Source organism: Mesorhizobium sp. B4-1-3 (assembly GCF_006439355.1).
Taxonomy (GTDB): domain Bacteria; phylum Pseudomonadota; class Alphaproteobacteria; order Rhizobiales; family Rhizobiaceae; genus Mesorhizobium.
Genome location: NZ_VFTG01000026.1, coordinates 1 through 17,395, shown reverse-complemented (window position 1 = coordinate 17,395; position 17,395 = coordinate 1). Strand labels below are relative to the sequence as shown.

Annotated in this window: 11 protein-coding genes; 4 read left to right on the top strand and 7 right to left on the bottom strand. The window is 59.3% G+C overall.

Annotated elements, in window-relative coordinates; genetic code table 11:
- Nucleotides 1-54: 54 nt before the first annotated feature.
- The 3 genes from FJW06_RS24540 to FJW06_RS24530 form a co-directional block, all read right to left on the bottom strand.
- Entirely contained in the window at nucleotides 55-1,656 is a 1,602-nt protein-coding gene (locus tag FJW06_RS24540) for a hypothetical protein (protein ID WP_140755371.1), read from the bottom strand.
- Entirely contained in the window at nucleotides 1,647-4,652 is a 3,006-nt protein-coding gene (locus tag FJW06_RS24535; protein WP_140755369.1) for an AAA family ATPase, read from the bottom strand. The genes FJW06_RS24540 and FJW06_RS24535 overlap by 10 nt, the downstream gene beginning before the upstream one ends.
- A 367-nt stretch (nucleotides 4,653-5,019) precedes the next feature.
- Nucleotides 5,020-5,892 (bottom strand): DUF3800 domain-containing protein, encoded by an 873-nt coding sequence (locus tag FJW06_RS24530; protein WP_140755367.1) that lies wholly within the window; start codon nucleotides 5,890-5,892, stop codon nucleotides 5,020-5,022.
- A 294-nt stretch (nucleotides 5,893-6,186) separates the two neighbouring features.
- Here FJW06_RS24530 and FJW06_RS24525 point away from each other — a divergent pair, with 294 nt between their 5' ends.
- From FJW06_RS24525 to FJW06_RS24510, 4 genes are all read left to right on the top strand, one after another.
- Nucleotides 6,187-7,779 carry an AAA family ATPase gene (locus FJW06_RS24525; protein WP_140755365.1) on the top strand — a complete coding sequence of 531 codons (1,593 nt, stop codon included), beginning with the start codon at nucleotides 6,187-6,189 and terminating at the stop codon, nucleotides 7,777-7,779.
- A 4-nt stretch (nucleotides 7,780-7,783) separates the two neighbouring features.
- On the top strand, nucleotides 7,784-8,839 hold the full coding sequence (locus FJW06_RS24520) for a UvrD-helicase domain-containing protein (RefSeq protein ID WP_246674820.1): 1,056 nt from the start codon (nucleotides 7,784-7,786) through the stop codon (nucleotides 8,837-8,839).
- 350 nt (nucleotides 8,840-9,189) lie between these two features.
- Complete coding sequence (locus tag FJW06_RS24515; RefSeq protein ID WP_140755361.1) at nucleotides 9,190-9,660, top strand: very short patch repair endonuclease; 471 nt, start codon at nucleotides 9,190-9,192, stop codon at nucleotides 9,658-9,660.
- Between the two features lie 50 nt (nucleotides 9,661-9,710).
- Complete coding sequence (locus FJW06_RS24510; RefSeq protein ID WP_140755359.1) at nucleotides 9,711-11,204, top strand: DNA cytosine methyltransferase; 1,494 nt, start codon at nucleotides 9,711-9,713, stop codon at nucleotides 11,202-11,204.
- Nucleotide 11,205: 1 nt separating this feature from the next.
- Here FJW06_RS24510 and FJW06_RS24505 read toward each other — a convergent pair whose 3' ends face one another.
- The 4 genes from FJW06_RS24505 to FJW06_RS24490 form a co-directional block, all read right to left on the bottom strand.
- The gene (locus FJW06_RS24505; protein WP_140755357.1) at nucleotides 11,206-12,192 is read right to left on the bottom strand and encodes a PD-(D/E)XK motif protein; all 987 of its coding nucleotides are present in this window, start codon (nucleotides 12,190-12,192) and stop codon (nucleotides 11,206-11,208) included.
- Complete coding sequence (locus FJW06_RS24500) at nucleotides 12,185-14,539, bottom strand: Z1 domain-containing protein (protein ID WP_140755356.1); 2,355 nt, start codon at nucleotides 14,537-14,539, stop codon at nucleotides 12,185-12,187. Before FJW06_RS24500 ends, FJW06_RS24505 begins: the two co-directional genes overlap by 8 nt.
- Complete coding sequence (locus FJW06_RS24495) at nucleotides 14,539-16,584, bottom strand: ATP-binding protein (RefSeq protein ID WP_140755354.1); 2,046 nt, start codon at nucleotides 16,582-16,584, stop codon at nucleotides 14,539-14,541. Before FJW06_RS24495 ends, FJW06_RS24500 begins: the two co-directional genes overlap by 1 nt.
- Nucleotides 16,585-16,688: 104 nt before the next feature.
- Nucleotides 16,689-17,395, bottom strand: a 707-nt coding sequence (locus FJW06_RS24490; protein ID WP_140755352.1) for a restriction endonuclease, incomplete at its 5' end; no start/stop codon positions are given.

Sequence of the window (17,395 nt, the reverse complement as noted above, 5' to 3'; positions counted from 1 at the left end):
CAGCGCGCGTAGCGTGCTGTGGCTGGCCAGATCTCAGGATCCTTGCCTCGTCGATCAAGCGCTGGACATGGGTGTGCGAATCTCCGGTGCCACCATGAAGAGCAAGCCTTCCAATCGACGGCTTGCCTCCCGGTCTCCCAATGGACTCGGACAAAGGAGTGTGCAATCGCCCGCTCCCGGTAGTCGCTGAAGATCAACCCATGCGCTTGCAGGCGAGGGAAATATAACAAACCCTCCCATGGGGTGGCAGCGTACGACCTGATCTTCGATAGACCAACCCATGGTCCTCCTGTACCGCTCGACTGTAAATGGCTTTGCGTCCGCTTTCTCGACCTTCTTGCCGTGGTGCCTTGGGCTTGCCAGGCTGGCGTCGCCAACCATCAGGAACCTTCCATTTGGCGTCGTGATCCTCACCAGATAGTCGGGAGAGCAGCGCATCTCCAATCCGAGATAGGGCCGCTCGGGGTCGAGCTCCTGATTGCGCGCGGCCCATTCCAATGCAGGGACATCGCGTTCATGAGCGGGCGGAAGCTTCTCGTAGTCGACAAATACGGGTTCGGGTTCAAAGTCCAGTTCGATGACGATGTCATCTCGCTTCAGACGCCAGGAGCACGATCTGGCTAAATTGGGCCCATCCGTTAAACACGACCCTGAAAAGCCAAGCCGTCGGAGCTCCTTCACAAGCCAAACGGCTCCCCATAGCTCCCATAGGCTATTGAGAAAAACGGGCGGATAGTGCGATCTTGAGGATTCAATATCGGAAAGTGCTTCAGAAACTGGCGGAGCGAAGGCGCGCAGAAGAGTTCGAAGACGATAGTCACGCTGGAACAGCGGACTAGGATATACGACAGTCGCCATCTCAGAGTCATTGCCGAGGCGGGCCAAAGTGCTCTTCAGGCGTTCCAATCGCTGTTCGATCAAGGATAGCTGTCTTATCTGCTCATCGAGCTTCACTTGCCTTCCATCAGGGTTGCTTCGACCGCCTTTCGACCGAAGCGACCGGAGTTCGATTGCCACGCCGCCAGCTGAATCTCGCAATTGACCCCATCTGCGCATTGCCCAATGTGAGACGATTGCATTCTCCGCCAGCGGAACGCCGCGTCTGGAATGAGGTCCAAGTTCCTTGAACGGGTTGCTGCGTATCGAGAGCGCGGCACGCAATTCCTCATCGAGACATCGAACAAGTTCCGACGGCATCGCCATTCGGCTGCCGCTGCTGCGGCGGCTCCATGATCGCTCGGGACGTTCGGCGATCATGTCCCAAGCCGCCGCGAAACCAACTTGCTCCTCGATGTCCTCGACCATGGCGACAACGTCACGGTAGTTCAGAAGCGATGTTGGAATAACGTAGCAGCGTAACGCGCAATCCTTGGGAACTTTCAGCGGGAGGCTCATTTCGCCCAAACGGCGCTGCCTCGCCAACTCGGTTTCGAAATCCCAGCGCTGCCATTGGGTGCCATCCTGGGCTGGTTCGTCCAGAGATTGTAACCTGGTGTCGCCCCTGGCCATCGCGAGGCGGCCGCGGGTCAAAATGTCAAGATAGGGGTGGTCGTCGCGGATGAGGTACCAGATGTTCGGCTGCCATGGATACTCAACGCCAACACCGTCCGCGCCGACTAGGCGAACGCTTTCGATGATGGTGCGATCTACTGCCAAGGCGAGATAAATCCCAGGCGCGCTTGCTGACGCGCCAGCTTCAATCGCCGCCGCGTTCTGGGGAGTTCCTCAGCGCCCTGGACGGCCTTTTCCAGCGCGTCCAAGGCAGGTTGCAACTGATCGAACGCTCCCGACAGTTTGACCAGGATTCGACTTGCAACCAGACGGTCCACCAAATCATCTCGCTCCAAAAGGCCCTTGCCCTGAAGATCCAAGCTATGGTGAAGACTGAGCAGCGCCTTGATATCGGAAAGGACACGGCGGGACGGCAAAAGATCATGCCGCAGCTCATGCTCATGAACGGCGACGTGTAGAGCGTTCAGAACGTCGTCGACGCGTCCATCCGTACTTGCACCGCCGATCGATACCATGGGCAGTCCCGGTAGTGCTGGTATGGCGGCTAGATTCGAAAGTCCTGTTGGCGCCTCGGCATTCCATGAGACTTGCGAAAGCTCCAACAGGAAGCATCGGTCCAGGACCTTTGGTGAGGGTGGACGCGACGAGTCGTCGATATTCAACGTTCCAAAAACGCGGCATGGAGCGATCTTCTGCTCCTTGGCGATAGCGCCGTGTCCACCGTCCAGGGCGTGAAAAAGCCGAGACAGATAATACTCCGGCCGCGTCAGGTTGAATTCGTCGAAGAGGATCAGATGCGAAAGGGTGTTCTTGTCGAGCAAGGGATGCAGCAGTCCCCCGCTGTCAAACAGGACGGCGTCGTTTTCCCAGTGCGCTTGCACAGCGACTTCATGAAACGTCTCGCCTCCTTTTTTGCCAAGCACGCGCGCTATAAGGCGCACGAGCGTCGATTTTCCACATCCAGGAGGTCCCGCCAGGAGCACAATTGGCCTCACTGCGAGCGCAAGCAGAGCAACGACAATGTCGTCGAAATTCAGGTGGGGCTCTGCTTCCTTGACGGTCTTTCTCAGTGACGCGAGCGCCTGAGAAAACTCCGAATCCGTAACCCGTTCACCCCAGTCGAAGCGATCGTGCTTCTCATGCCTGATATCGGCTGGGGATGGCAAACCAATCGCTGTAGCGGGCGCCTGTACCTCAACGGGTTCAAGGTTGTCGCGAACGGTTCCGTCGTTGCTCTTCGCTACAACGCCGCCATCCGGCATGTCGTCAGATGACATGCCTGTCGGCAATGAGGCTTCTGAGGCGCTTTCGTCGGAGATTCGTTGAGGAGCGGGGCGCTCAAGGACATCCAGGCTGGTTGCTTCCGAAGCGACTTTCCGTTCAGCAGTCGCCGCGGATGGATGAGTGTCGCTATCGAGTCCATCGCGCATGACGCGCTCGAGCTCTTCGGCCGCGATCCAGCCACGGTTGGCGGTGACCGCGACGATCTTGGACATGCCCAAATCCAATATCACGTCGTCGGCGGCATCGACCGCCAGTACTCCTGGATCCAACGGCCCATCAAAGGGGTCAAGCGCAGGCTCCTGCCGCCTTCGCAGTTTATAGGCATCGATCCAAAGGTAATCAGTTCCATCGACCTGCTGAGAATGAATCTTTGCGCGCTCACGAGACGGATCCCATTCGAGCTCCATCTTGCCAGGGGACTGACGTACGCGCATGGCGCGAAATTGACGTCCTTGGCGAGCGGACACGCCAGCAGCCAGTCCCGGGACCAGCCGCATCTTGGGCTGTGAGCCCTTTGCCAGTGCGGGTAAGCTGTCGATTGGGCGTCTTCCGCCGTCGTCTACAAACGGATCATTTGGATCAAGCACCGCAAACTGTTGTTCGCGGTCGGCAAATTGTTTCACCCCCAGGAGCAGGGGATAGGGAAGGGTCGATTCAAGCGGAGCGGCAAAAACGTCGCTCGGTGGTGCGTTCGGTTCGCGCAAACGCGGAGGGTCGTAATTGTGAAGAATGTGGGCCAGACCGCCCGCTGCTGCCGCAATTGCAAAAGAGCCGCCAACGCGAAGAACCTTTGCCCGATGGCCATCGGGAAACAGGGTCGCCATCATCGCATCTTCGAAACCGGGAAGCAGGCTGGTGCCTCCGGCCAACAAGATCGTATCAATCAGACGATGGGCATCAGTCGGAGCGTTCACGCCCAGCTCCTTGAGCCGCTCCTGGCTTTTGCGCTTCGCGGCTTCCGACGAATTCTGGTTGTCGTAGAGCCGCTCGCAAAGTCTTTCAAAAAGGGGGCGCAATTCATTCCACAGCTCGCCCGAGACCGACACGAGTGTATCTCGATCGATGGTAAGCTGCCCGTCCGCTGACGGCGCTTTGAACGAGATCGCCGCCCCGCTCAGGCTTGATCGTACCTTTGCCTTTTCGATTTCACGCAGAGCCAAATCGGAAACGGGCACTCCCAGGACTTCGGCGAGACGCAGATCGACCCAGCGGCCAGCATGACTGACGCTGTCGCCACGAAGCGCACGAAGCCGCAGATCGCGCTGCGCGCCCGTTGAATCGAGATCGACGATCGTGCGATCGCGTCGGCTGAGGATCAAAGTCATGTTGGCGGTTGAAGCGCCGACATCAACCACCAAAAGTACGTTGTTTTTCCCAGCTTCGAGTTCCAGGTTTCGCTGAAGCAGCCGGAAATATTCGGCGACCATCTCCGGCTCTGGCATGACCGTTATTCCGGGAATGGCTGCCTCGACTGCATCCCTGTACCGGGTACGCGTCTTGTCGTCGGCGATCGACGGCATCAAGGCGTATTTTCGACGGTTCTGACAGTCGGGTGGCAGCTTTTCGAGAAGCTTTCTTAGATATTCCCGGAAGACTTCGTCCCGGTGCAAATTTCGGTAGGGCGTACGGGGATCCTTTCGATCATAAATGATCTGGCGCACCGCATTGCTGTCGTGCAGCATCCAGCCCTTTATGTCGTCCAGTTGGTAGACCCAGGCCGGATCCTGGGGAGGCTCCAGTTGCAAGGTCCACTGATTGCGGTCCTTCACCGTCGGGTCGGCGATAATGTAGCACCGAGAGGGATAGAAGGGCCGACCGTCGTGTTGCAATAGGAACTGGAAAGCAGGCTCGGGCATGTTTTTGGCTATACTTTCGTGGTCGAACAGCTCTGGCGCTTAACAAGTTGGGTGAAAATCAAATCAAGATCGGGCCGGTCAAGTGATGCCGATCTCATCGAGATGTTGATTGCATCTTCGCTTCGCCTGAGCAACTCTAAATTGCTATGCTTTTGACATAGTCCACACCGAGTTCGGCCCGCTGCCACGGCACGACGTCGCTGATCAATCGGAGGGCAAGGCTTGCAGCGTGTCGCAGCAGCCTACACAGCGCGGCCTCTCATATTGCAACTTCGCTTGCGATTGAGTGATGATCCGCGAATTGTTGAAACCGAAGTTGGTGCAAAACCGGGCGCAAAGGGCGCCTGCGGCGGCTGCGGCGCGGTTGTCAGCGGCCCAACACCATACGCGAGCGCCCATCCAGAGCGGCTATCGGCCCGAGCGCTGCACGATCAAGCTCAGTGGCGGTGTTATTCTCAAACTGCTCCGCTCGACGAAAACGCCTGCCAATGCCAAATGACAGGGCGTCGGCGAGTTGGAGCCCTGCCACTTGGTTGGACGGAGCAGTCAAGATGCCGCCGCCCACCAGCCAGGGCGCATCCTCGCTTGCATCGCGTTCGATACCGCTCCTCCTCCGATCCTGATCGATCATGATCATGGCTGGATGGCCTTCAGCGTACAATTCTTCCTGAAGCGATCGCAGCATCACGCGCTTGAGGGCGGCATCGCGATTGACGCAGAAGTCGGCGTTTCCCTGCTGGCGCCAGTCCCGCCGCATTTGCTCATATTGGCCCGCGGAAATGTAGCCGTAGCACATCGAGGCACCAGAGCGGTCGACTAACGCGCTCATGAGATCGAACATCGCGATCCGGTTGGAAATACTGACGTCACGCCAACGTGACCCCACTTGCGGGTTGAAGACCTCCGCCCCGTGAAACTCAAGCTGGCCGAGCCGGCGCAGCCGATCATCGAGGGCGGTCTCGATTTCGGAATAGCGACCCGAATCCAGCTTGACCGCGGCGAGGACACGGAAGTCAGGCGCCAGACTGCTTACGCTATCGCCATGAAAATCGGTGTCATCTACAAAGGCCAATGTCGTCCCCGGTGCGCGCAACGCCGAAAGAACATGGGCGGGATCGAGCTTCTCCCCAGCGGCCGTCATCGTGACTCTCCTTTGTTCCGCGAGCCTGCCATAGACGCCTTGTGCGTGCAGATCCAGAAGATCGGCGGCCATCGCCGCGTCGCGATGGCTTGTCGGCATATTCCCTATTCCTCCTGGACGCCACAACATCAGCCGACAATGATGTGGAGGCGACCAACGGCTGGTTCAGCTCGGGGGCCGAAGAACGGCAGCTATCGCCTGACCATGTTGAAAACCGGACTATCCGGAACCGCCGCCGATTATGCCAGTCGGCATTGCGCCCCGACTCGGGCACATACTTTGGCGGAGCCTTGCCAAGGTGGTCGAGCAACCGCCCTCGGCGGCCATTTGCCCGGCATGGACGAAGAGCTGTGAAACACCTAGGCTCGTCATTGCAGTTTGGGGGATGGATTCGTGCATATTGCGAAAGCTGTTGTCAGAAACTATCGCTGCCTGCGCGACTGCACTGCCATTCTCAATGAGAAGCTCAACATCATCGTTGGCGACAATGAGTGCGGGAAGTCGACACTTCTGGAAGCTATACACTTAACGCTCAGCGGCCAGCTCAACGGCAGGCCGCTCATCACAGAGCTTCATCCGCAACTTTTCAATCAAGACACTGTGCGGGAATATATCAATGGCATGAAGGCCGGGAGGGTGTCCCCGCCGCCATACATCCTTATCGAGCTCTACTTCGCCGACATCCCCCAGCTTGCCGAATGCAAGGGCACCAACAACTCGCTCAAGGAGAATGTGCCGGGCGTTAAACTAATCATCGAGTTCAACGAGGATTATAAGACGGAGTATGCCGGTTACGTTGCCGACCCCGCGATCGTGCGTACTGTGCCAGTCGAGTATTACGCCATTCGCCTTCGCACGTTTGCCGACTGCGATATCACCCCGCGCGCAGTGCCGATCAAGCCGACGCTCATCGACGCTAGCACGATCCGGAACAACGCGGCCGCCAACCGCTACGTGGTGGATATCGTCAGGGACAGTCTTACTCGGAAAGACCAGGTCGACCTCGCGCTTTCCTATAGGTTGATGCGTGACCGATTCCTCGACGACGCGAAGGTCGCGGCGATCAACGCCGAGCTCGCCAAGAAAAAGGGCACTGTGTCAAATAAGACCCTCTCGATCTCCCTTGACACCTCGTCACGCACCGGCTGGGAAGCGGGTGTGATGCCTCAGCTCGACGAGATCCCGATGACCCTGGTGGGTAAGGGCGAGCAGAATGGCGTCAAGGTAAAACTCGCCCTCGAATCCTCAGCGGACTCGCACCTCGTGCTGATCGAGGAGGCGGAGAACCACCTCTCGCACTCCAATCTCAATGCTCTTATCGAGCACATCTCCAGCAAACGTGGTGACCGTCAGCTACTGATCACCACGCATAGCAGTTTCGTCCTGAATAAGCTCGGCATCGAGAGCGTGCTGCTGTTCAGCCGGGTGGGCAGCATGACCTTGAAAGAACTCGCTCCTGGGACCGAGGACTATTTCATGAAATTGCCCGGGCACGACACGCTGAGGCTGATCCTGGCGGGGCGTGCGATCCTCGTCGAGGGCCCCTCGGACGAGCTGATCGTGCAGGCGGCGTTCAACAAGAAGCACGGCAGGATGCCGCTCGCTGCCGGCGTCGACGTGATATCCGTTAGGTCGCTTGCGTTCAAGCGCTTCCTCGAAGTCGCTTCCTTGATGGACCTTAGGGTGGATGTCGTCACGGACAATGACGGCGATCTAGCGGCGCTCAGGGCCAAGTATGACGGGTACCTGGACAGACAGCTGATTAAGATTCGCTACGATGATGACGTGAATTACCCGACGCTGGAACCCCAGCTGCTGAAAGCCAACGGCCGGGCGACACTCAACGCAATCCTCGGAAAGAGCTTTCAGACTGACGAGGAGTTGCGCGCCTACATGCAAACAAACAAGACCGAGGTTGCACTGAAACTATTTGAAACCGATAAGCCGTGGGTGGTCCCGCCTTATATCGAGGCGGCAATTGCCTAATGAGGTGATCATAACCGCAGCGGGTTGGGGGAAAACGACGCATCTTGCGGCGAAGGCCCGAGCTCACGAAGAAGGCAGGGTGGCGCTCGTTACTTACACAACAAACAACGTGCAGGAAATTAAGAACAAGCTCTTCGAGCTGGACCGCGCCTTACCAGCATACGCGGAAGTCTGGTCCTGGTACCGTTTTCTGCTGCACGAGATGGCGCGCCCATATCAGCGGGCACTTCTCGACCGCCGTGTCGATGGTCTCTACTGGGTCGAAGGGCGTTCGGCTCCATACGTCCCACGCAAGAACACCGCGCCGTTTTTCTTGACGCCCGACGGTCAGATCTACTCGGACAAGATCGCCCGCTTCGTCTTCGAATGTAACGAGGCAACCGGTGGCGCCGTGATGGCTAGGCTGGAGGAACGTTTCCGCACGATCTTCGTCGACGAGATACAAGACATGGCTGGCTACGATCTTGAGCTGCTCGAACTCATCCTGCGATCCAAGATCGATCTGCTGATGGTCGGAGATCATCGGCAGGCGACATATAGCACGAACAACGCGGCCAAGAATGGCGCCTTCGCAGGCCGAAATATCATCGCCAAGTTTCGGGAGTGGGAAAAGGCGGCGCTGCTAACGGTGACTTATGGCCAGGAGACCCGTCGATGCAATCAGCTCATCGCTGACTTTGCTGACTCCTTCTACGCCGACGAACCGAAGACCATATCTAAAAACACAGCGACGATGGGGCACGATGGGGTGTTCCTGATATCGAACAAGTCGGTGCCGGACTACGTCGCCCAATACAAACCGCAGGTCTTGCGGCTGGACCGCCGGACACCGTGCGATGGCCACTTCGCCATGAATTTCGGCGAGGTGAAGGGGATGACTTTCGACCGTGTGCTGATTTTTCCTCACAAGAAAGGCCGCCAGTGGCTGGCGTCTGGCGACTACAGACACGTAACGGATTCTGCGGCGAAAATGTATGTCGGCATCACCCGTGCCCGGCACAGTGTCACTTTTGTCTTGGACGAACAGAGTGGTCTGTCCAGCCTCGTCAGATATGACTGAAGGACGATGCATCCTTCGTCAGATGGACCAACCTACAAAACTGCTTCCGACGCGATTCCGCTTCGGGCCATTCGGAGACACCTGCACTGCCAGGTTCAGCGTCCGCTTAGTCGCCTGCGGCCGCCGAAGCGGTCATTCCGCTTGTGGCCCCAAAACGCTGCCTGTCTGGAAAATGCGCCCGAAACCTGTCACTCACACTCGATCTTACCCACCCCAAAACCGGTCGTTCGTTCAGTCGACACGGATTTTGAACAGCAGGCGGGCGGGAGGAGGCGCTGACGGCGGACTTTCGGATGCGACCGAACCGGACTAGAGCTTTCATGACTGCTTGACCGGAAGAGTGTTGATTAATGCCTGACCAATCCAAGGTGGCCACCCGGCCGGATTTTCAGAATGTTTCCGCTGCGCGCAGGCGAAACATGGCCGCAATCAAAGCGAGAAATACGCGTCCGGAGCTCCAGGTCCGACAGCTGCTTCACCGGCTGGGTTACCGGTTCAGATTGCATAAGCGTGACTTACCGGGAAGGCCTGACATCGTACTGCCGGGGCGGAGGGCGGCGATCTTCGTTCATGGCTGTTTCTGGCATGGCCATGGTTGCAGAAATTCTGTGCTCCCCCGAACTCGCGCGGACTGGTGGGAAGCCAAGCTCAATCGCACGGCCGAGCGAGACGGGCAAAACATCGAAGCACTGACGACCCTCGGCTGGAAAGTCCTGGTCCTTTGGGAATGCATGCTTGGAGATGAGGCCGCGCTCGAGGCTTCGGTGAAGGAAGCGTTAGGTCCGCCCAGGCTCGCACGCCGACACGAATGTGCTAATTGATCGGAGCTAGGGGAGTGGTCCCCAGGGCATTACAGAATCAGGATGCGCAAATGCACTCGGGGTCCGAGGACAATAAGGTCGTCGCGCAAATCGCTAGCAAGCTCGAACGACTGAGAGAGGGCGGGCGTCCTCGTGTGCTTGATCTCTTCGCGGGTGCCGGCGGCATAAGCCTCGGCTTCCAGCGCGCGGGCTTCACGATCGAAGGCGCATTAGAGATCGATGCCCTCGCAGCGTTGACGCATGCCATGAATTTTCACCCTGATCCGGATCCGGGCAGGTTTGCAGCACATGCCCGGGCCCGTGATATTACAACTACGGATCCGATCGCGCTGTGCGATGAACTTGGCCTCGGCGCGGTTGAAGACGCGATCGACGTGCTGGTGGGGGGGCCGCCCTGCCAAGCATATGCCAGAGTGGGTCGTGCCAAGCTGCGCGAGGTGGCCGATCACCCTGAGGCTTTTCGTGTTGATCCGCGCGGCAACCTCTATCTGCGCTACCTCGAATATGTTCGCGCGTTTCGGCCGCTGGCCGTGCTCATGGAAAATGTCCCGGACATTCTCCATTATGCGCACCACAACGTCGCCGAGGAGATCGTCGAGGCGCTTGAGGATGTCGGCTATGTCGCCGGATACTCGCTGATCAACTCCGCGTTCCACGGTGTACCGCAGATGCGTGACCGCGTGTTCCTCATCGCGTATCGTCGGGAGCTGGGCCGTCCGGTGCGGTTTCCTTCCGCAACGCATTATGTTGAGCTCCCTTCGGGTTATGCCGGAACAAGAGCCGTTGCACTGCGGTACGTCGATCGTTTAGGCAGCAAGGGGTATGTTTCTCCTGACCTGGGAACGTCGACGCTTCCCCACGCTGTCACTGCGCTGGAAGCGGTCGGCGATCTGCCGGAGGTTGACGGGCGAACGGTGAAACGGGGGACGAGGCGTTTCGACACGCTCGTCGCATACCGGCGCGACCGCAAGCCGTCAGCCTATGCAAAGATCATGCGCGAATGGCCCGGTTTCGAATCAGGCAAAGGTGTCTGGGACCATGTGATCCGTGCACTGCCGCGCGACCATCAGACCTTTGCCGAGATGCGGCCAGGCGCGGAATATCCTGAGGCGCATGCCACGGCACGCAGGATCGTGGATCGCATCGCCGGTGAGCGCGGTGTTCGTGCGGGGACATCGGAATACGCCATGTTGCACAACTCGATTGTGCCACCCTACGATGTAACGAAATTCCCAAACCGCTGGTGGAAGCTCAGGCCCGATTTTCCGGTTCGCACCCTCATGGCGCACATCGGGAAAGACACATATTCTCACATCCACTACGATCCGGACCAAGCGAGAACCATCTCCGTGCGCGAGGCCGCGCGACTGCAGTCGTTTCCGGACGGGTTCCGCTTTTCCGGAACGATGAATCCTGCCTTCCGTCAGATCGGCAACGCCGTTCCACCCTTGATGGCGTACGCACTAGCAGAAGTGATACACGCTGACCTAGAGTTGACCGCGCGCCGCGCCGTTCAGGATACCCGTCGGCTGGTGGCCGGATGAGTTATTCGGCGGCCGCCGCGGCTGTGAGCATTTCGTTGACCTCGTCAAGCGAAAGCGCAGGAAGGTTCGCCAGACTGATTGTGTAACGCACCGCGATTACCCCCGAGGGCCTGCGGAAGTCTTCTGCGAGCCGCGGGAAGTCAGCATCAACCTCATGAAAGGCCGCGTCCTGGAGGTTAAATAGCAGGAGTTCGCCGGAACGCCGCATTTCCTCGGCCCAGTCCAGGCGAAGCAGCTTGCGCTGGAACTCGTCGACAAGCACCGGCTCGTGACGAAGATGCTCGATGATTTCGTCGATCAGCGTCGCGACGCTGAGCGCGCCGCCGATCGTTGCCTCAAGACGAATGGATGCCAGAAGCAATGTTTGGCCTTCCTCAGACCAAAGCTGGTCAAGCCGCGAAATATCATGTTCGTGCCGGATGCCCTTTGTCGTTTTGACCTCGAGGTGGAGCGCGCCGGCGATGAAATCATGTCGTTCGCTGTCTGCTCCGCTCCACATAAGAACTGCTCGCGCACCGAGCAGCGGTATCATAACCCGACTTAGGACAATCAGCTCGCCCACAAGCCCGATCTGGACCGCCTGGCTCATTTGCGGTCGGGTGGCGCGCCACGCCGACTGCCAGTGCCGGATGACGGTGTCGGCTGCAGCCCAGGGCTCGCGGCCCTGGGCATGTACCGCCTCAATCACTTCGCGACACACAGGCGAGAACACCCGTTCATGCTGCGGGCTTGCGACGAGGTCCAGGTACGGGCCGATGTCCGTCACGCGCAGTCGTACTTTCAGACCGTTGAGATCCGCAATGACCCGGCGCGCCTGATCATCGGCCAGCGGTATCATCAGATGGAGCTCGTTCTCGGCGCTGACCCCGGCGAGCAACGATGTTTCCTGTCCCTCCCAGGACACCGGCTGCGTGACCACGCTTCCATCGCTGAGCGGACGTTGCGACCTCAGCGTCGCCCACATTTCGGGGCCAGGCGCGTCAGCCATTCGTCACACCCAAATTCACCACGGAGGATCCAAAGGCATCCGACGTGACAGGAAGGCTAAGAGCCACGGCAATGACAGCGTCTGTGTCGCGAACACCCAGGGGTCCTGGGTCGAGCGGATAGATGATCAATAATGCTTCGGACGCAGGGCGTGCGGCACGCATGGCACCGGCATCATAGTCGCCGTTGCGACGCCGGTACGCATCGGGCCCGCCAGGTAGATCAACGCCTTCGTGCCGTGGATCAATAAGGATACCGATGCTTTCCCGACTGATCCTCGATCGGGTGATGACACCCGTGAGGTGCCCTCCCAACCGGATATTCGCGCCCTTTTCGGAGCCGGCAATGAAGATGGACCATTCGGTCAGTTCCCCGGCCGCAACGCGCGCTTCAATCCAGTCGGCCAGTTCAGCGCCACGAAAAGCAACCACATCATCGTGCGTACGGTAGAGCCGAAGGAACTCGCAGATCACCTCCGGAATGATGTCCCGGAAAAGCAGGCCGCCGGTCGTCGTACGGCCGGGGCCAGCAGCAGATATCAGGCGCTCTGCGAGAAGGCGATTGTCTGCGAGGCGGTCCTGACTTGCCAGCGGAAGCATCACTGTCTGAGGATGTTCTCCGGACCACGAATCCCTGACTTCCGACGACAGGCCTGCCTTGTTTCGGGCGGTCAGCAACAGGCCGCTATGGGCTCGCAAGCGTATCGCCATTTCATCGGGCCGCTTTCCTGCCCTCGTTAGCGCCTGAAGCGAATCGCGCAACGACTGTTCGACCAGGGCGAGTTCGCTAAACCAGTGGGCGATCCCCTCTGTTGTCCAAATCCGGATCAGATCCGCGTATCCTGTGCGAAAACCATACCAGCGGGCCATCTGAAGCAGGGTGTCAGCCATGCCCGTGGTGCGGAGGAAGTACGAGACCGTAAGGCCTTCCAACGTAAGGCCGCGTGACAAGCGGTTGCCTCCAACCGCAACTATATGACGCGCAATTCTGCTCTCGTAGGCAAGGTCTTCGCCGGCCACGCTGTTGAGTTCGAGGATGTCCAGGCTCGCGAGCACATCTGCGGCGCGGGCAAAGAGTTCCTCCGTCGCCGCAGGCAGATCGACGCCGGCAAGGTGGATTTTCAGGAGCGGCTCGAAAATGTGGGCGGGATTTTGGCCCTGACGGATCGCGCCAAGCCACAGTTCGCGCTGTTCGCGGAGCGCGCCGGCGATCCGGGCCTGATCGTCTGTGCGAGCGCTGGCATGGATGAGCATCGTGTGCGGCTGACCGAGCAGCCCGGGTCTACGATCGCGAATGGCCCCGGCGAGACAAAATGTAAGAAATGCCTGCGACAACGACTCCGGCAAAGTGAGCCTTGCCGGGCCAACAACGATACCGACGTTTCGCTTTCCCTGGCTTCTGCGGAGCAGCGAAACGTCGTCATCGGCGACAAGTCGTAGGACGTCGCGGCCCTGGGCTGATACCCCGAACAACTCTTCGGTTCCGGTGTACCCTTCGGGACGCGGGAGCTGCAGGGCGAAGTCGCGTGGGAAAAGATCTTCACCAACTTCGCGATCCATTGCGTAGGGGTTGATGAAGATGTTCGCGAACGGCGTGGCTGTGTACGCGACGTAGCTTGCCTGGGGCAGCACGCCCAGGAGCGTCCGGATCGTCGCATTAGTGCGTGAAGGCGCGCTGTCCTGATCCTCAGGCTCTTCATCACTGTCGACCGCGGGATCGGGGCGATTTGATCCGGTGTTGATGGACGCCTGATCCGCTTCATCGTCGATTATAAGAGCTGGCAGGCCTGCAAGCTGAGGACTCGCAGCTTTCAGAAATTCAATCAGCTTTTCGAGAATGCGCGTGTTCTTTTTTACAACGAGTAGAAATGCACCCGGGTCGCTCAGGACCTCGGGATCGCCCCCGCCGAAATCGGCACCGCGCGAAGTCAGGAGAGTCCAGCCCGGTGGTATCTTTCCGTCATCTCCAACCCCGACGAGCTCGTGTTCCAGGCGCGCCTGCGTTTGATTGCGAAGCGCGTCATGGATGCCTGAAAGTATGATGAAAAGGCGATAGCCGGCGTCGGCTGCGCGCGCGGCAACTGCAGTGTAGTTGGCCGTTTTTCCACTCTGGACGTAACCGACCACGAGGCCGCGGCAGCTAAAATCCATGTTCATAAGGGGATCACGCAACTGGCGCACAACGCGCAACGATTCGGACGCAAGTGAATCGATTTGCGGCTGACGCCAGCGACCACCAGCCAGCAGTAACTGCTCGAGACGGTCCCAGTTACGCCATCCAGTCGGGCCGATGCGTTCGGTCCAAACGGGTCCGGCGGGAGGCGTAGAAAGGAAACGCAGCAGCGACATTATTTGTCGCCCGATGCCAGCAGGGCAGTTTGCATATCTTTCTCGTCCAGGAGCATCAGAAATGCTGCGAGTTCCTGCATCGCCTCCGGATCTTTTTCGAGTCGCGCTGCGAGCGCGGCGAGGGGCGCGATGCGACCGCTGATCTGGAGATCGCGGCCGCCGGACAGATTAATTCCCTGTTTCCAGGCGAATTTTGTCGCCGTCACCGGCCGATAATTGATTGGCGGTAGGTCAGCCGGCGTTTCCGGCGGCCCGGCCGTCGTGACGGTTGGCAAGCTAGTATCCGCGCCTGGGATGGACAGCCCGTCACCGGGACCGGGAACCAGACCTGCGATCGGTGTTGGTGCTGGGGTCGGCGTCGGTGCCGGGGAGGGAGACGGCTTCGGAACCGGAGCCGAAGTAGGTTTCTTGTACTTGCCCTTACTGGCAGTCCTGACGGGTGTGGCGAGCTTCTTGATCTCTTCCTGAAGATAGGAGGGCAGGCTCACGGAGCGCTTTGTGATGTTGATGTCAAACATTTCGTCGAGTTTCGTGTCAAACGAAACCACGACGCGGGCGAGCTTGGTCTTCTCGTCGCTGGTCAGCCAGATTTGTTGCCAGCCGCCCCATTTGATCAGGCGATCATTGCGGTAGATGAACAGGCCTTGGGTTTCGTTGCGCCGGCCGAACAGGCCAACGCGGCCGAGAACTTCGTTGGTAGCGATCGGCCCGTCCGGCTTGTGATGCTGCCGCAGCTCATCTTCCGAGGGCAGCAGGAACGGCTGAACCGTAACCGGTTGATCACCCTCAGGCGTCACCATCCGGATGGTCTTAAGGTCATACGGTACCGTCAGCGCGTGGCCGACGGGATTGTTGGGCACCACGGGAACGGTGTTGATCCGAATCACAACCATTTTGCGGTTCCGCGCGTCGCCTTCGAGGAAACGGTGGAACACCAGCCCAAGATGACGGCCCAGTTCCAGGATTTCCATCGACCATGGCGGTATGCCGTTGATTGTCTGCGCTGCGGCGGGAGGCTTCATTTCCTTCCACAGCACAACCGTCCCCTGGTCCTCCAGCTTGGTGGCCTCTTCCTCCCATGCCTCAAGAGGCCCGTCGCCAGCGATCCAATCCCCCAGCTGGTCACGATCCCAGGTCAGGTGACTCACCGGGCCGCCGCGTTTGCGAGTGACCACCGTGAACACGCGAGCCTGCGACCATGAAGCGCCCTTAAGTCCGTATCCGAACTTCCCAAGGCTGTTGCCCTCATAGTCGACCAAGCTGCCCAGCGTCATCGCCTCGTCCAACTCAGTCGGGCTCATACCACGGCCGTTGTCTCGAATCGTGAGCCACCGCCCGTGACCGCTGTCCGGCTCGGCAAAGTCAATGTCGATAAGGGTTGCATCGGCGCTGATTGAATTGTCGACGATATCCGCCACCGCGCTGGCCAGGGTGTGACCGGTGTTGGCGATGATCTCCGCCAGCCGCTGCGGCCGTGGCGGCAGCCGCTTGCCGCCGGGAACGGCTTCAGGTGCACCCGTCATCGTCTCTTCCTTCCTCGCGGGATCGCTGAACATCTCAGGTCGCGCATCATGCAGCAGAGCGCGGATTCGTCGCCCTTCATCATCGTGAAGCGCAATCATGCCAGCCCGGGTTAGGCCGGCGGTCGCGCCATCTGCCCGAATTACTCTGGTGATGGGGTCGTCGTCCGGGAGAACAACCCAGGCACCTTCAGCGGGCTTGCGCCCCGCATCCACCTCCATCACGAAGAGGCAACCCGGTTCGACAAACGCATATCGGCGATCACGTGGGCAGTTGCCCTCGAGCCGCCAGTTCTTCGCCTGTCGCGTAAGAAAATGCGGCAAGGATACGGTCCCAGCATCGCAGTCGAAGCATAATTCGAGCGCGATTCGGTCGGCATCCGACGCCGTCGGAAAAACGCGGTCGACGACATCGCTGTCAAAGTTGATCGCGCGTTGCTTCGACCCTTCTTTTCCCTGTCGACGATATTCGTGGAACATGCCAAGTTCGCTGTGGGTGAGCACCCTCAGTATCAGGAACTTCATGCGGCGAATCCGCCTCTTGTCATTCTTCCCCCTCCGGCCATGGAATATACTAGGCTTCCGGCGCGGTTCCGCTCAACCAGAATCCGGGAATGGATTGTAATCCTTCAAGCCTTTCCGAAGTCCGGCGGAAATTCAATATCAAGCCAATCCGAAACTGATTTGCGATCAGCCCGGCCGTTCGCGCGTAAAATTCGGACAATATCCCGTGCGGCGACGACCAGGATCGGATGCTGATCCTCTGTAATCTCGCGATAGGCCTGTTGATCCAGATGACTAGTGGTAACCAGTACGCCAAATTGCCGGTGGCGCAATCGCGAAATCAGCCGGGACATCTCGCGGACACCCACGGAGTTATTCGGCCCGTAGCACTTGGCCTCAAGGGCGAAGTTGACCGAGATCGAGCTCGGCCCGTCGCCGACACGCAGGCTCCCCGTCGCGTCCCGCCCGCCGTCCCGGGAGGGGCGCGTTACATCCAAATCATGCGCCCCAGGCATCAGCAGCTCCGCGAGGCGCGCGGCGAAGTGCTCGAAGTGCTGGGGCCGATCCGCGAAATGTTCATGGACACGCGCGACAATGGCGCGGCCCTCGTGGTCCTCGGGATGCTGTTCAATGCGGGTGCGCCAGGGAACAGAACGGTGGCTGCGCAGGGCACGGAACTGGCCCGTCTCGCGCCAGGTCTTCCAGGCCTGCGGCGCGTGAACCATCACGTCGGCGTCGTTAATGATGTCATCCAGCCACTGGCGCGGTATCGTTCCTGCGTCCAGCACCGTAAAGCGGGCCCTGTAATTTTGAAAGCGGGTGGCCGTGCTGT

Coding starts and splice junctions, on each gene's coding strand:
- FJW06_RS24535 (WP_140755369.1), bottom strand. CDS start 4,652: ATGCCCGAGCCTGCTTTCCAGTTCCTATTGCAACACGACGGTCGGCCC.
- FJW06_RS24530 (WP_140755367.1), bottom strand. CDS start 5,892: ATGCCGACAAGCCATCGCGACGCGGCGATGGCCGCCGATCTTCTGGAT.
- FJW06_RS24515 (WP_140755361.1), top strand. CDS start 9,190: ATGCCTGACCAATCCAAGGTGGCCACCCGGCCGGATTTTCAGAATGTT.
- FJW06_RS24510 (WP_140755359.1), top strand. CDS start 9,711: ATGCACTCGGGGTCCGAGGACAATAAGGTCGTCGCGCAAATCGCTAGC.
- FJW06_RS24505 (WP_140755357.1), bottom strand. CDS start 12,192: ATGGCTGACGCGCCTGGCCCCGAAATGTGGGCGACGCTGAGGTCGCAA.
- FJW06_RS24500 (WP_140755356.1), bottom strand. CDS start 14,539: ATGTCGCTGCTGCGTTTCCTTTCTACGCCTCCCGCCGGACCCGTTTGG.
- FJW06_RS24495 (WP_140755354.1), bottom strand. CDS start 16,584: ATGAAGTTCCTGATACTGAGGGTGCTCACCCACAGCGAACTTGGCATG.